Source organism: Paenibacillus cremeus, assembly GCF_007786445.1.
Classification (GTDB): domain Bacteria; phylum Bacillota; class Bacilli; order Paenibacillales; family NBRC-103111; genus Paenibacillus_G; species Paenibacillus_G cremeus.
In genome coordinates, this window is record NZ_VNJI01000030.1 from 1 (window position 1) to 15249 (window position 15249).

12 protein-coding genes and 1 pseudogene are annotated in these 15249 nt (G+C 48.5%); 11 read left to right on the plus strand and 2 right to left on the minus strand.

Annotation, left to right across the window (positions count from 1 at the left end):
• Together FPZ49_RS21285 and FPZ49_RS21290 are read right to left on the minus strand one after the other, a co-directional pair.
• Nucleotides 1-537, minus strand: a pseudogene (locus FPZ49_RS21285) (transposase); the annotation flags it as partial.
• Between the two features lie 149 nt (nt 538-686).
• A complete protein-coding gene (locus tag FPZ49_RS21290; protein ID WP_261381526.1) occupies nt 687-866 on the minus strand; it encodes a YgaP family membrane protein in 180 nt (59 codons plus the stop codon).
• 328 nt (nt 867-1194) lie between these two features.
• Here FPZ49_RS21290 and FPZ49_RS21295 point away from each other — a divergent pair, with 328 nt between their 5' ends.
• The 11 genes from FPZ49_RS21295 (at nt 1195) to FPZ49_RS21345 (ending at nt 15150) form a co-directional block, all read left to right on the plus strand.
• Entirely contained in the window at nt 1195-1767 is a 573-nt protein-coding gene (locus tag FPZ49_RS21295) for a sulfurtransferase TusA family protein (RefSeq protein ID WP_144850722.1), read from the plus strand.
• A 49-nt stretch (nt 1768-1816) separates the two neighbouring features.
• Nucleotides 1817-2953, plus strand: a complete 1137-nt coding sequence (locus FPZ49_RS21300) for an MBL fold metallo-hydrolase (protein ID WP_144850724.1) — start codon at nt 1817-1819, stop codon at nt 2951-2953.
• Between the two features lie 12 nt (nt 2954-2965).
• Nucleotides 2966-3193, plus strand: a complete 228-nt coding sequence (locus tag FPZ49_RS21305) for a sulfurtransferase TusA family protein (RefSeq protein ID WP_144850726.1) — start codon at nt 2966-2968, stop codon at nt 3191-3193.
• Between the two features lie 83 nt (nt 3194-3276).
• The gene (locus FPZ49_RS21310) at nt 3277-3759 is read left to right on the plus strand and encodes a DsrE/DsrF/DrsH-like family protein (protein WP_144850728.1); all 483 of its coding nucleotides are present in this window, start codon (nt 3277-3279) and stop codon (nt 3757-3759) included.
• A 194-nt stretch (nt 3760-3953) separates the two neighbouring features.
• Nucleotides 3954-4637 (plus strand): response regulator transcription factor, encoded by a 684-nt coding sequence (locus FPZ49_RS21315; RefSeq protein ID WP_144850730.1) that lies wholly within the window; start codon nt 3954-3956, stop codon nt 4635-4637.
• Complete coding sequence (locus tag FPZ49_RS21320; RefSeq protein WP_144850732.1) at nt 4630-5886, plus strand: sensor histidine kinase; 1257 nt, start codon at nt 4630-4632, stop codon at nt 5884-5886. The genes FPZ49_RS21315 and FPZ49_RS21320 overlap by 8 nt, the downstream gene beginning before the upstream one ends.
• Before the next feature lie 83 nt (nt 5887-5969).
• Complete coding sequence (locus FPZ49_RS21325; protein WP_144850734.1) at nt 5970-6401, plus strand: FMN-binding protein; 432 nt, start codon at nt 5970-5972, stop codon at nt 6399-6401.
• A gap of 14 nt (nt 6402-6415) precedes the next feature.
• Nucleotides 6416-7294, plus strand: coding sequence for an FAD:protein FMN transferase (locus FPZ49_RS21330; protein WP_144850736.1), 879 nt, complete (start codon nt 6416-6418; stop codon nt 7292-7294).
• Between the two features lies 1 nt (nt 7295).
• The gene (locus FPZ49_RS21335) at nt 7296-8105 is read left to right on the plus strand and encodes an RnfABCDGE type electron transport complex subunit D (RefSeq protein ID WP_144850738.1); all 810 of its coding nucleotides are present in this window, start codon (nt 7296-7298) and stop codon (nt 8103-8105) included.
• Between the two features lie 63 nt (nt 8106-8168).
• Nucleotides 8169-8672 carry a DUF2231 domain-containing protein gene (locus FPZ49_RS21340; protein ID WP_144850740.1) on the plus strand — a complete coding sequence of 168 codons (504 nt, stop codon included), beginning with the start codon at nt 8169-8171 and terminating at the stop codon, nt 8670-8672.
• A 298-nt stretch (nt 8673-8970) separates the two neighbouring features.
• Nucleotides 8971-15150, plus strand: a complete 6180-nt coding sequence (locus FPZ49_RS21345; protein ID WP_144850742.1) for an S-layer homology domain-containing protein — start codon at nt 8971-8973, stop codon at nt 15148-15150.
• The last annotated feature ends 99 nt before the right edge of the window (nt 15151-15249 follow it).

The window sequence follows — 15249 nt, forward strand, 5'->3', positions numbered from 1 at the left end:
AATGGCGGCATTGAGTTCATCCAAATAGTCCCGTGTGTTTTGCTGCACTTGCTCTTTGGTGTGCTTATGCTTGTTGGCGTTGGCTTTTACATGTGTCGAATCCGAAATTAAGACACGACCACCTACCATGCGGTGAGAGATCGCTTGAAGCACAATCTCATCAAAGATATCTTGAAAGATCGACGTGTCTTTAAATCGTGTTCGTCTGTTCCAACTAATCGTGGTATGGTCTGGAACGCGATCCGTTAACCCAAGCCCTAGAAACCATCGGTAGGCAAGGTTTGTCTGAATTTCGCGCTCCAACTGCCGCTCTGAACGAATCCCGTAAAAGTAACCAAGAAAAATCATTTTAAAAAGAACAAGAGGATCAATAGCGGGCCGACCATTGTCCTAGGAATAAAGATGACGAACTTTCTCATCAATGAAAGTGAAGTCAATGTGCTTATCAATCTTTCGAAGTAAGTGATCGGCAGGGACCAACTCCTCGATGGAGACCAACTCGTAATTTTGTTGTTTATCGCGGCTAGAGCGAAGCATAACAAGCACCATCCGTTCGTAAGTAGTAACTCAATTATATCACATTAACGCGGTGTCGTGTTAAATTTTATGGTTATTAAAAAGGCTATCGAGAGACTTTCTCGACAGCCTGAAGGTTCACATTTCAATCTGAAATGTGAACCTTTCTTTCAAGCACGCTGGACTTCGCAATTATTAATTCCCAGTGCCGAATTCAAAGGACAATACCGGATTGTTCCCGTAATAATTGGTGCTACTCCAAGCAGGCCCCACCAACTTTTATTAAGTAAACCCGTAAGAAGTATGGCTGAACCAATGGTTATTCGAATCACTTGCTCAGTCTTACCCACATTGCATTCCAATGCTTAAGTCACCTCAATTGAAGAAAATGTTGTATAAAAGCATTTATATTGTGCCCTTTGAGTAAGGAAAAATGCGCGTCAAACCAACTCGCAACAGGGGGTTGACGTAAACGAAAGAATTGATTATAGTATTAACATACCTTAACGGGTATGGGTATTAATAATTAATGATAAGTTCACTGGACTACTAATTTTTTTTGCTTAAAAATATACCCCATGGGGTATTGGGAGGTTATAACGTCGTTAATATGCTTGGAGGCATGTTGGAATGGTCCGGAGACGTGTCTTACGGTAAAAAACTTTAGGAGGCTATAAAATGACCATTGTACAAGTTGATCGAACATTGGAATGTGAAGGTTTAGCATGTCCGCTGCCGGTGGTTCGTACCAAAAAAGCGATCGAGGAGATGAAAACCGGTGAAGTGTTGGAGGTGCGCGCAACCGACAGGGGCTCTGTGGCGGATCTTCAGAGTTGGGCGAAGCGTACCGGGCATCAATATATTGGATTGAAAGAAGAAAATGGTATCTATCGCCATTACCTGCGTAAATCGAATCCAACTGAAACGAAAGAGGAAACCAAATTCCCGCATACGATTTTCAATGAAGTAATCCAAAATAAACTGTCCACTGGCGAAAAATTAAACATTGTAGATGTGCGCGAGCCTGCTGAATTTGCTTTCGGCCGAATTCCTGGAGCCCAATCCATACCCTTAGGCGAGCTTGAAAAACGGCTGCATGAGCTCGATCCGAACCAAGAATATTATCTGGTTTGCCGTTCAGGGAACCGCAGTGATATAGCTTGTCAGGCATTAGCGGAGAAAGGCTTTAAAAATGTGAAAAATGCGGTTCAAGGCATGACGGAATGGACTGGCGAAGTAGAAAAAGATTGAGCATCACATTAACGTTCTAAAACTCTAAAACAGGAGGATGAATTCAACAATGACGATTTCAAAAATGACAGCAAAAGAAGTAACAAACAGGGTCCTCAGTAACGAAGCATTGTTTATCCTCGATGTACGGAATGAAGCTGATTTTATCGATTGGAAAATTGAAGGTACCCGTGTGGAAATCATTAATATCCCATACTTTGATTTATTGGATGACATCACTCCAGCTCTGGAGAAAATTCCGGACGGTAGGCCGGTTCTGGTAGTTTGCGCGAAAGAAGGCTCGTCTATCATGGTCGCGGAGCAGATCGCTGAGGCAGGGAGAAATCATGTTTCTTACCTGGAAGGCGGCATGAAATCGTGGAGCGAGTACCTTGAGCCTGTTAAGGTGTCGGATCTGTCCGGCGGAGGAGAGCTTTACCAATTTGTACGTATTGGGAAAGGCTGCCTGTCATATCTGGTGCTCTCCAATGGAGAAGCCGCCATTATTGATACAAGCCGCATGATGGATCAATATGAGCAATTTATGCAAGAAAAAGATGTCAAGCTCATGCACACGATCGACACCCATCTTCACGCGGATCACATCTCCGGGGGAAGAGCGCTGGCTGAGAAATACGGTGCCACGTATCATTTGCCGCCAAAGGATGCGACGGAGGTGACGTTTAAATACGAGAAACTAGAAGAAGGTAAAGACATTTACGTTGGTAATGAAACGATTAAGGTGCAGCCCATTTATTCACCGGGGCACACCATTGGATCGACATCGTTCATTATCGATAATAAGTACCTTTTGACTGGAGATATTCTCTTCGTTGAATCGATCGGCCGTCCTGATTTGGCGGGACTCGCGGAAGATTGGGTAGATGACCTTCGCGAGACACTGTACAGCCGCTATAAAGATCTATCCGAGGATCTGGTTGTACTGCCTGCTCATTTCGGTAATATATCCGAACTTGGTGAAGGAGGACTTGTATCCGGTCGCTTAGGAGCTTTGTATCAAGAAAATCCGGGATTGAATATTCAAGATGAGAGCGAATTCCGTAAAACAGTAACTGAAAACTTACCGCCTCAACCCAATTCGTACCAAGAAATTCGCCAAACCAATATGGGGAAAATGAATCCAAATGAAGAAGAACAACGAGAAATGGAAATAGGTCCGAACCGCTGTGCAGTTCACGATAAATAAGGAGGAAAAACCATGAACAGCGATAAAGTATTGGATGCTAAAGGCTTGGCCTGCCCGATGCCAATTGTCAGAACAAAAAAGTCAATGGAAGAACTCAAATCCGGTCAAGTATTAGAGGTCCATGCAACCGATAAAGGTGCTAAAAAGGATCTTACGGCTTGGGCTACAAGTTTGGGACATGAATTGCTGAGTGATGCAGAAGAAAAGGGTGTATATAAGTTTTGGATTAAAAAGGCGTAAGAAATGAACGGAGAATGATAGGATCCGGTGTCATTCTCCTTTTTTTTACCCAATAAGCACAACAAAGAAGGGATGATCAGCTGATGGCAGAAAATAAAGAAAAAACTACGATTGTTCTGTTTAGTGGAGAATTAGATAAAGCTATTGCGGCATTTATTATTGCCAATGGAGCCGCTGCGTATGACCATGAAGTGACCATATTTTTTACCTTTTGGGGACTAAACGCACTTCGCAAAGATGACCAAGTATTCGTTAAAAAGGGCTTCTTGGAAAAAATGTTTGCAAAAATGATGCCGCGCGGGGCGAATAAGCTTGGATTATCCAAAATGAATTTTGGCGGAGTGGGACCTCAAATGATTAAGCATGTAATGAAAAAGCACAATGCTCTGTCTCTTCCCCAGCTTATTGAATTAGCTCAAGAGCAAGGGGTTAAATTAGTAGCGTGCACAATGACCATGGACTTGCTTGGTTTGCAAAAGGAAGAATTGCTGGATGGCATTGAATATGCAGGAGTTGCTGCATATCTGGGCGATGCAACGGATGCAAAAGTGAATTTATTTATTTAATATTAGGTCTGTTAACCAGTGAAATTATTCCACTCTAACGCGCGTCGAGAGTCGTAAGAGGCTTGCTAAACATAGCAGGCCTTTTGGTGTTCTGCCGCTGCCGACGGTTTTAAGGTAATTTCAATAATTAATCCGTATACTGAATACAAGTCGTTTAGTATATAGTGGCATTTATTCAAACGGAGGTAGGCCAAATGAAGGTATTGGTCGTTGAAGACGATCTTTCGCTGCTGAATGCGATTCAAGAAATCTTTGAGAACGAATCATTTGTGGCCGAAGGAGTATCTTCCGGGGATGAGGGATGTTTTAAAGCGGAGCAAACCACCTATGATCTTATTATCCTTGATATCATGCTTCCCGGAATGGATGGGATTGAAATTGTAAGAAGACTGAGAAAAAACAAAATATTGACCCCGATCATCTTACTGACTGCCAAAGACAGCGTAGAAGATTGCGTAAAGGGCTTGGACGCGGGTGCGGACGATTATGTCACCAAGCCTTTTGCTGTCAGCGTACTGCTCGCCAGAGCCCGAGCCGCCCTCCGGAAATACGGTACTTTGGACCATCAAGGAGGATTGACCTGCGGACCGCTTCGGTTAAATCCATCACAGCGGGATGCCATGGCGGGAGAGCAATCGTTAAAGCTGTCAGCCAAAGAATATGAAATGCTCGAGTTTTTCTTATGCAACCAGGAGCAGATCTTAACCCGGGAGCAGATTTTCGACCGAATCTGGGGCTTTGATTCCGATTCCGCCTCATCGGCTGTCGACGTTTACGTCCATCATTTACGAAAGAAATTAGCGCCGTATGGCGTAGATGAATATTTAAGAACGATCCGGGGAGTGGGCTATTTGTTCAAGGGGGAGCCCGATGTTTAGCAGAATTAGATTACGTTTGCTTCTCTTAAATGCCGGAGTTCTTATTCTAATCTTGCTTGCGCTGGGCCTTTTACTGTATACCCACATGCAGTTCAAACTGACCCATCAGGCCGACGAAGCCCTTAAGCTGGTCAAACAGCGGATCTTGATGCGATCGATTGATTCCATGCTCCGCAGCAATCACTTCGAGCCTGAAGCCGACCGGACAATAAGCTATTTATTATGGGACGAGCATGGAAGTTTAATCAAGCAATTCCCGGGGCAGTCTACTGAATTGAACCCGGCAGCATCCTTTTATTTAACTTCGGGGGATAATCAATTCAAGACTATCTATTATGAGGATACACAGTATAGGGTGTTGCAATTTACTAATCCAGGTTCACCGTCGGGATCAACTACTCATGTGAATGCTGTTTCCATTGTTCGTAATCAAGAGTCGGAGCGAAGCATGCTGAAAGCGCTGCAGACGGATCTCGCTTTAGGAGGCATCGTAGGGGTACTGTTTTCACTCCTGGCCGGGTATTTTTTGGCGGGACATTCGTTAAAGCCAATTCGGCGCGCCTGGGAAAAGCAGCAGCAATTCGTTGCCGACGCCTCCCATGAATTGCGGACTCCAACGGCCGTCATCAAAGCCCGAACGGAGCTTTTGTTCCGGCATCCCCAGCATACCATCGAAGAGGAAAGCCCCAGCATCGCCGTTATCTTGAAAGAAAGCAATCGGATGGGCAAGTTGATCGACGATCTTCTTACACTGGCCCGGACCGACTCCAATGAGCTCCAAATTCATGCCGCGGTTGTGCCGCTTCATGTAGTATTGCAGGAAGTTGCAGATTCTTTCCGGCTTTTGGCTGAAACCAAGGATGTGCAAATTCACACGAACTGTCAAAAGAGTGTAGTGTGGGGGGATGAGGGCAGGCTCCGGCAAATGTTTATCATTTTGCTGGACAATGCCTTGAAATTTACTCCTCCACTCGGCACGATCGAATGTTCTTGTCATAGTACTGCTAATGCGATCCAGGTTAGCGTGAAGGACAGCGGCTGCGGCATACCGGAGGAAGACCTGCCGCATATTTTTGAACGATTTTTCCGGGGGGATAAGGTTCGTTCCCGCACGGAAGGCGGGACCGGATTAGGGCTATCGATCGCCCAATGGATTGTTAAAGCGCACCATGGGACCATCCGCGTGAAGTCGGAAGTGGGGGTGGGAGCGGAAATTTTAATCCAGTTTCCCGCGGATAAGCGATTTTAAGCAAAATTAAATAATTGAGTGGTATACTGCTGTATGCAGGATTCAATAATGATAGATTACAGTCAGAACGGAGGATGACAGGGATGGCCAAAATGAGCAAGCCGTGGATCGTCCTATGCTCCACTGCCATTAGTGCAATCTATGCAGCCGGCTATTTCGCAACGGAATCTCAGGCGATGCAGCTGCCGCCGCAAGCGGTTCAAACCAGCAGTCCACAATCCAGCATTAGTCAGACCACGAAAGCGAAAGCGGTCTACAAAGACGGTACTTACACTGGCTCCGGGAGAAACCGCCGCGGTTCGATCGGGGTGACGGTGACCATTAAACAAGATAAGATTACGGACGTAGAAATCAGCAATTTTGCCATGCACTATTCGGAGAGAGATGTAGTGGGATTGCCTAATGAGGTGCTGCAAAAACAAAGTGCGAGGGTGGATAACGTATCCGGGGCCACGTACAGTACGCAAGCCTTCGAGGATGCCGTTCAAGATGCACTATCCAAGGCCAAAATATGACCATGAGTCGTTTAATGCGAAGAACCAAGCTGTATATGGACACCGTGGTAGACATTCAAGTAATACCGGGAAACTCCGAGCAGGAGGCCGAAGCAAGGATCCGACGGGCTTTCGATGCTTTTCGAAAGGTTGAAGACACCTGCAGCCGCTTTAGCCCGGATAGTGAATTAATGGCGGCTTGCCGGCAGATAATGACTCCGGTTCCGGTGAGTCCATTGTTATTTGAGCTTCTTTGCTTTGCACTCCAATTTGCTGAATGGACTGGCGGAATCTTTGATCCGGCCGTGGGTAAGGTGATGGAGGAGTATGGCTTCAATCGTCATTATTTAACCGGTCAAAGCATTCAGAGCCCTGCCGCGGATCATACATCCTATCGCGATATTCTCTTAAATGAACAGGATCGCACCGTGTATTTATGCAAACCGCTCGTGATCGACCTGGGCGCTATCGCTAAAGGCTTCGCGATCGATTTGGCCGCTAAGGAGCTGGAGCCCTTCGACGGATTTATCGTAAATGCCGGCGGCGATCTTTATGCAGGAGGGCATAACGATAGAGGCGAGCCTTGGGAGATCGGCATTCAGCACCCGACAGAGCCGGAGCGCATCCTATACAAGCTCTCCCTTTCGAACGAAGCGGTTTGCACCTCCGGAAGCTACGAACGCAAAAGCGCGACAAACCCAGAAATACATCACTTGATTCATCCTACGAGCAAATATTCGCCGAATACATGGGTCAGCTGCAGTGTAGTCGCCCCATTCGCCATGCTCGCGGACGCGGCTTCAACCGCATCATTTGTTTATGGGCCAGAAGCGCAGACATTCATCGAGAACATGGAACTGAAAGGGGTACTGGTGACCCCGGATCTGCAAATTGTAACGGTTGGAGGGATTTGAAATGAAGGCCGCTTCATGGGTCAAAACACCTAAGGGATATGTCGTATTACTCATGACGGTTTTCCTTGTTATAGCTTCCATCGGAGCTCGTAGTGTAGAAGGAATTATGAACGGTTTGATTGCTGTCGGGGCATGCATAGCGGCGGATGTGGCTTGCGGTATATATACCAAGAGAAACCGAAAGCATTCTCTGCCTGATAGTGCGATCATCACGGGATTAATTATTTCGTTAATCCTAGGTACTGCCAACACTTGGTACATCGTGGCAGCGACCTCGGTCATATCCATTTTGTCCAAGCATGTATTAGCCTATAAAAACAAGCCCATTTTCAATCCCGCTGTCTTTGGGCTGCTGATGTCCATTTGGTTATTCGGTTCGGGTCAAAGCTGGTGGGGAGCCTTCGGTGATCTTCCGGCCTGGACCATCGCTATTCTTGTGCTTGGAGGCTATGTAGTAGTCCATCGGGTAAATAAGTTTCCGCAGGTGTTTACATTTCTTGGCGTTTATTTCATCTTGCTGTTTATTATGGGGATTTGTCATGTTCAAGAGGTTCCGGATGCGTTCCGGCCGCCTTTTATAAACGCGTCTCTCTTTTTTGCATTCTTCATGCTGACCGATCCGCCAACCTCACCGGCAAAAATTAAGGATCAAATTCAGTACAGTATCCTCGCGGCTGTTGTAGGGGCAATTGTTTATGGTGCCTTCGGCGGATTATCTTATTTGTTTGCAGGGCTGATTAGCGCAAATCTATATCATTTCTTTAGATCACGCTTCGCTGTTAATCGTTCTGAAAGGCGAAGTACAGGGTAGTGTGCAATCATTCGATACTAATTTTCAGCTTTACATTTTGATGGTGGAGAGGAAAAGAAGACTATGAGTTATCTGATTCGAAATGCGCATTTTTTAGTGATTCACATCCCGATTGCCATGCTGCTGTTCAGCTTTGTGTTTGATCTGCTGGCCTTGATGTTCAAGAAGAAGGATTGGCATACCGCGGGATTGCTTTGCCTTATTGTCGGGACCTTGGGTGCTATCGCAGCTGTCGCGACCGGACCGGAGGGGGAACGCAACCCGCTCTTTCCTCAGCATGAGCTCTTCGGGAAGATAACCATGATCCTTGCCATTTTGCTTACGTTAGTCCGATTAGGGGTACTTTGGAGAAAAAAAATAGATATTGGAAAGTCGTTTGTGTATCTGCTGGTTATGTTAGTTGGTGTCGGCCTTCTATCCTATACGGGTGATCTTGGCGGAAAAATGGTGCATCCCGACCGCAGCCAAGTACGCAAGGGGCCCGGACAGCAGCAGGGAGGCTTCAATCAGGACAATGCCAAGCGACCATCCGGCGGTTCTCAAGGCAGCATTGAAGGAAGCCATTAAATACCATTTTGTGAAAGAGCCCAAGGTTGGGCTCTTTTTCTATATGATGCACTTTATTAGCGCTTGCATGAACAGAGGAGAGGTCGGAGCGATCGATGAGGTATGGCCTACGCTGCTCTGTAAGTACTGATGCAACGAATTCATATTTAGGCAAAAAAGTGCAATACCGATATGGCTTCGTTAGGACGGAATGCAAAAAAAATTCAATTGATTGCAGATACCGCGTGACCTATGCTGAAGAACGTTCAGTCGTTCATACGAACATGTATGAATTTGTACATGAGAAGGAGAATTGGATATGTCAACCAAGCTTAGGCGCGGGATGAAATGGATGCTTCTCTGCACGCTGCTGCTGGCAAATCTGGGCGGATTTTTTACCCCCGTTGCTTCTGCGGCTGAGCAGACCATTGTAGCTGATGATTTTAGCAGCTATGCCACGGATGCAGCCATCCCGCTAAACAGTACGAATTATTGGAAAAGCACGGGAGGAACGCTTAGCGTGGCCTCGAAGGATAACGGAACTGAGAAGTATGCATCCGTTACGAACAGCAATGCGACCACGCAAGGGTATTTTGGCAAGCCCTTTGCCTCGGCACAGAATCGAATTTTCGTAACTGAATTTGATTTGAACAATCCATCTCCGACCGCCGTGTCCGAGGTGCAAATGTATAGCGGCACTTCCTTTAATAACGGCAGCGTTACCTTTCGTCTGGCCTACAGCGGCGGGAATATTGTCGCTTATAACGGAAGCTCGCAAGTGAAAGTGGTAAGCGGCTACAATACGTCCAAGTGGTATCACTTCAAGGCGATTATAGACCCCGCGAACGCCAGATATAAACTAACCGTTACGGATGGAAGCACGGAGCTGTCTTCCTCGGCCAGCTACCTGAGCTTCAATAATACGACCGTAAATACGGTGGGGGAAATCCAATTCCGTCCCGGATTGAATGGCGCGGTACTCAATGTAGATAATGTGAATATTTATGTGCCTAATTATCAACTGGGCGTAAGCGGTCCCGCATCGACGAACAGCAAGCCAAACGCTAACGTTACCGCACAATACACAGCCTCCGTTACCGATGTGCTGGGCAACGCGATTTCAGGCCAAAGTGTAACGTGGTCTGTCTATGATGCAGACAATAAAAATGCTGAAAATCCAGCCAGTGGAATTACAGTAGATAGCAACGGATTGGTGACGATCTCTTCAGCGGTAAGTACGCCAAAGACCGTCACGATCCGAGCACAGCTTACTTCGGATTTGACCATTGCTGCCAGTCAGCAGCTGGTCATAGAAGCTCCTGTAGCCGTAAGCAATGTGGCGAATGTAAGCGCAATCCCTAGCGATAGCCAAGTAACCCTGCAGTGGAGCGAACCGGCGGACGCTCAATATGCCAAGGTAAATATTTACGTGAATGGCTCCGCTGTTCCCGCGACTACGGTAACAAAGGGGACCTATTCGGCCGTATTCAGTGGCCTAACGAACGGAACTCCTTACACATTCCTATTGAAAGCCGTTAGCACTTTGAATGAGGAAGCAACCGGCGTAACGATTACAAGCAAACCGGATCTATACCCGGTTACCGACCTTACGCTGAATTCCTACAATCTAAACCTGCTCCCGGGTCAGACGGGGACCATCACGGCGACGGCGGCTCCGAGCTATGCGGCCTATAAGAACGTGACCTGGACATCGAAGAATCCGTCCGTGGCAATTGTGGATGCCGGCGGTCAGGTGACAGCCAATGGTATTGGGACCACTTATATTATCGCTACGAGCGATAGCGGAGTTTCGGCGGCTGCAACCGTAAACGTGGATGACAGCAGTAGAGCGGACGTAAGGAACGCGCGCGTTACCTATGCGGATAACCAATATACCGTATTATGGGACGATCCGCTCGACTCTTCGGTTTCAGCGATAAGGATCTACAAATATGATGCCAATACCTTGACCTCGACTTTGCTGGATACTAAGGGCCGTGGTGTAAATTCGTATACCGTGACAGGCCTGACGAACGGAAAAGCTTCCTTTACTCTCATCCGGGGGGTCCGGGCTGACGGCTCAGAAACGACCGGGGTGAAGCTCTCCGCAACACCGCCGGTGGAGCTGGGTCTGGAGCAGGTGAAGTTCGAGGGACTGGACTCGGGCGGCAATATCGTAGAGATGCCGCTTCGTCAGCCCTTCAACGGCGTGGATCTTAACTACTCCTTGGTTTCCCCGGAGGACGTGGCCAAAATTCGAGCTACCGCAGTAGCCAAGGCTCCCGCGGATGTCAATATTATTGTGAACGGGGTACCGGTAGCCAGTGGACAAGCATCCGACTTCTTTGCGTATTCGCTCACAGCGTTGGACAATATCGGCATCACAGTTGCAAGCAAGAAGAATCCGGAGATCAACCGGACCTATCAATTCCGCAATGTGATCAAGACCGGGCGGAATCTGCTCCTGGACTTGAAGCTGAGCGAAGGGAAGCCGGACAGCTCATCGGGCTTCTTCGAGCCAAGAACCTTATCGTACAATAATATTGCCGAAGATTATGCGGTGGATAAGGTGATCCTGACTCCGACAGCGGCTAATTCGGCGAATGTGATTTATGTCGGCGGCAAGCAGGTTGTCAGCGGCACGAATGCCGTGGTGCCGCTGAATGTCGGAAGCAACTCCGTCTTCGTTTCCGTATATGAATCCGATGCATTGACCAACAAAACGGAATATACGTTAAACTTTAACCGCTATGATGCGAGCTTCCTAAGAAGCTTGACCTCGGATGTGGGGATTGCTCCGAGAGATCTTCGTCCCGACTTGTTTACACACTATATTGATGTCCCGGCTGGCACCGGCGATATCGTATTAACGCCGGCAGCCATGGATCCTGCGGCTTCGATCACTGTAAACGGACAACCGGTCTCCAGCGGCCAGAGTACCTCCAAGATTCCGCTGACCGAAGGCGATAACACGATTACGATTGTGGTAAACGGTAAAACGACCTACAAAGTATATGTCTATCGATTGCCTTCCTCTACGGCGGACTATTTGTATACTCGAGATGAGGGGAATCTGGTTACCACGAGGACGAAGTACATCTCGGCAACCATTGATAAGACGAATAGTAACTTGGTCGAGCTTCATAACCCGGGGGATGTATCTCTGCTAAATCAAGGCAATCCGGGGTATTTCCTAGCCAATCCGGTGTACAAAACCGACCCGACTAAAGATGCTCAGACTACTTTGTCGTTAAGCTTTGGCACGAGCAACACGTCCACTACAGTTTTGGCCAAATATCAGATTGCAAGTAATGCCGATATGGCCGAGATTACGTTCTCGCATGATTTGAATGCCAATTTCGGACCGATGAAATATGAGCTGCACTACGTGATTCGTAAGTCCGAGCCGGGGATTTATGTATACATGAACGCTTATAACGATCCGACGGCGCCTGCAACACCGGGCAAATACGCGTGGGGATTCGGTCAGACCCGCTGGTCCATCCGTCCCGACACGGACAAATTCTTCTATGAGATGACCGAAGGCCAAGGCGAAGGACGCCGACTGCCGGATTCCAGTCTCATTACGGACCGTGCAACCGTAACAGACAGCACATGGAGGCTCCCTGATAATACCATTTCCTCCAAATACGATTACAGCTCTTATGAGAGTGAATCGCATGTTTATGGCCTCACAGGCAAACAGTACGGACTTTGGTTCTTAAACGCGGGCCATGATTACGTGAACGGGATGCCAACGGCACAGGAGATCGGTACGCATCAGACCGCCTATTCCAATATTATCAACTGGACTCCGAGCTCGGCTCATTTTGGTCGCGGTGTTCCGGAGGTTCCGGCCGGCTATAAAAAGGTGTGGGGACCGTTGTTCGTGTATACGAATAAAGGAGCCACGTATCAGGAGGCGTTCCAGGACGCCCTTAGCAAGCAGGAAGCGCAGCAGCACCAATGGCCGTACAGCTGGGTTTCCGATACGGCATACAAAGCCGATCAGAGAGGGACGGTCTCCGGGAAGCTCGTGATCTCCGACGGAACCATGGCGGAAGGCGCAACTGTCATTTTGTCGGATCCGAATACGGATTGGCAGAGAGCTTATACGAGCTACAACTATTACGCCAAGGCCGAGGCGGACGGTTCTTTCACCATCAAGAACGTGATGCCGGGCACGTATCGCATCTCTGCTTATCAGACCGGCTTGTTCAAGAGCTTCACATCCGATTCCACGATTACCGTCGACGCGAATCAGTCGCTAAATGTAGGCGATGTCGTTTGGAATCACCAGACGTTCGGCCCGAAATTGTGGCAGATTGGCGTGGCCGACCGGAAGAGCACCGAGTTTAAGCATGGTCAGGAGTTTAGAAACTGGGGCTGGTTTCTGCAATATCCGTTTGAGATCCCGAATGGCGTGGACTTCAAAATCGGTCAAAGTGTCGAGGCGAACGATTGGGAATATGCCCAGCTGCCCACCTTGACGCCGGGAACCCGGGATTGGCTGAAGGCGCCGATGAATGATCAAGCTTCGGTCTGGAAGGTACGCTTCGATTTGGATCAGAAGCCGGTTGGCCGGAAAGGCTTGCTGTCGATTGCGATCGCAGCTTCCAGAGCGCCGCAGCTGTCTATATCGCTCAACGACACCGTCATTAAATTGTACAGCTACAACGATGCGGCTTTTGCGCCGGATGATTCCGCACTGATCCGTTCCGGTGGCCAGGGGATTTATAAGCTGCTGGAAATCCCGTTTGATACGGGCTTGCTGGTCAATGGGGAGAATGTGCTGAAGCTGAATTACGGCCGCACCATGTATGACAGTAAAGGAACCCGCATTACGGATCTGGGCTCGGCGATTGTTTACGATAGCTTGAAGATGGAAGTGGAAGGCACGGAAGTAACGCAGGCGGCTGTTCAGCCGAGCAATGGGGCGGTAGCGCTGAAATGGGCAGAGCCTACCTTCGAAGGCTTTGACAAGGTCAACATTTATTCAGCAGCGGCTAACGAGCCATTAAAGCTGTCGACCACCGTCACCAAGGGAGTTTACGAGGCGGCCATCCCTAATTTAATCAATGGGACCAACTATCACTTTGTAATCAAAACCGTTAATACGGCTGGTGACGAATCCGTAGGTGTGTCGGTTTATGGTATGCCTTTCGCATCGGGCTCGTCAAGCAGTACAGGAACTTCCGGCAATCCGGAAGAAGTCGCTGCCTCAAGGGGCGAGGATGTCAGCAGCGATCCGGGGAACGGCGCCGGCACGAAAAGGACGGTTGTTGTGAGCAGCGGCTTGATCCACGAGGACACAACGGCAAGCGGCAATCGAACCCTAGCGAAGGTCACCTTGGATGAGCAGAAGCTTAGCGAATTATTGAAGCAATCCGGCGATAAGGCTGTTCTGATTGTACCGGTAAATAGCCAAGCGGATTTCACCGTCGTGGAGCTTACAGGTGAATTGGTGAAGAGCCTCGAGCAAAAGTCGTCTTCGGTGGAGATTGTGAAGGACAATGCTTCCTACAAGCTCACGGCAGGACAGCTAGACTTGGATGCCTTGACTACGGAGCTGGGCGGCCAAGGCAGCTCAAAGGACGTGAAAGTGAAGATTGGAATTGCGAAGCCTTCTCTCTCTAAGGTGCAGCAAGTGGAGCAGAGCGTCCAAAAAGATCGCTTGAGGATGTTAGCGGGACCGCTTGATTTCCAGGTTACTATCACCAAGAATGAAAAAACGGTGGAGCTGCCCAAGCTCAGCCGCTACGCGGAACGAAGCATCCTTCTTCCCGCAGGTATGGATCTGAATGAGGTCGTTACCGGCGTGCTGGTAAAGGAAGTCGGGACGCTGACACATGAACCAACGAAATTAGTGAGGAATGAAGGAAAGACCTATGCTGTCATCAGCAGCTTGACCAACGGAACATTTACTGTGGTTCAGCATAGTCTGGACTTCAGTGATCTTAATGGCCATTGGAGCCAGAAGGCGGCTAATGAGCTGGGAAGCCGACTTATTCTGCAGGGCGTGGATATCGCACACTTTGCTCCGGACCGGGAGATTACTCGAGCTGAATTCAGTGCTGTTATGGTTCGGGCCCTAGGTCTGGCGAGTGCGACCCCAAGCGCATCCTTCCGCGATGCAGCCGGCTCCGAATGGTTCATCCCCTACGCGGCAGCCGCTCAGGAATATGGCATCATGGACGGCTATGAGGATGGAACTCTTCGTCCTACTGCCGGCATTACAAGGCAAGAAGCGATGGTGATGATCGCCCGGGCCCTCAAGCTCGTCACTGTCCCTCAAGAAGGTCAGCCGATAAGCCTTTCCTCGTTCAAGGACCAGGCTAATGTAGCGGATTGGGCGAAGGAAAGCGTCAGAGAGACGCTGAACCGTGGATTGATCCAAGGCGATCTGGATGAGCTCAGGCCAGGTGCGAATATTACTCGTGCCGAGACTGCTGCAGTGGTGCTGCGATTGCTGCAAAAGGCGCAATTAATCAGCCGATAAGTGATATTCGAACGGGATACGGGATACAGCGGCTGCGAGAGATTGGAACGAGATTAAGCATCGTTAAGTAACAGCTTCAATAACAGCGAAACGGAACCA

Excerpts from the sequence above, each read along its gene's own strand:
- FPZ49_RS21295 (WP_144850722.1), top strand. The coding sequence starts at position 1,195 with ATGACCATTGTACAAGTTGATCGAACATTGGAATGTGAAGGTTTAGCA.
- FPZ49_RS21300 (WP_144850724.1), top strand. The coding sequence starts at position 1,817 with ATGACGATTTCAAAAATGACAGCAAAAGAAGTAACAAACAGGGTCCTC.
- FPZ49_RS21305 (WP_144850726.1), top strand. The coding sequence starts at position 2,966 with ATGAACAGCGATAAAGTATTGGATGCTAAAGGCTTGGCCTGCCCGATG.
- FPZ49_RS21310 (WP_144850728.1), top strand. The coding sequence starts at position 3,277 with ATGGCAGAAAATAAAGAAAAAACTACGATTGTTCTGTTTAGTGGAGAA.
- FPZ49_RS21315 (WP_144850730.1), top strand. The coding sequence starts at position 3,954 with ATGAAGGTATTGGTCGTTGAAGACGATCTTTCGCTGCTGAATGCGATT.
- FPZ49_RS21320 (WP_144850732.1), top strand. The coding sequence starts at position 4,630 with ATGTTTAGCAGAATTAGATTACGTTTGCTTCTCTTAAATGCCGGAGTT.
- FPZ49_RS21325 (WP_144850734.1), top strand. The coding sequence starts at position 5,970 with ATGGCCAAAATGAGCAAGCCGTGGATCGTCCTATGCTCCACTGCCATT.
- FPZ49_RS21330 (WP_144850736.1), top strand. The coding sequence starts at position 6,416 with ATGCGAAGAACCAAGCTGTATATGGACACCGTGGTAGACATTCAAGTA.
- FPZ49_RS21335 (WP_144850738.1), top strand. The coding sequence starts at position 7,296 with ATGAAGGCCGCTTCATGGGTCAAAACACCTAAGGGATATGTCGTATTA.
- FPZ49_RS21340 (WP_144850740.1), top strand. The coding sequence starts at position 8,169 with ATGAGTTATCTGATTCGAAATGCGCATTTTTTAGTGATTCACATCCCG.
- FPZ49_RS21345 (WP_144850742.1), top strand. The coding sequence starts at position 8,971 with ATGTCAACCAAGCTTAGGCGCGGGATGAAATGGATGCTTCTCTGCACG.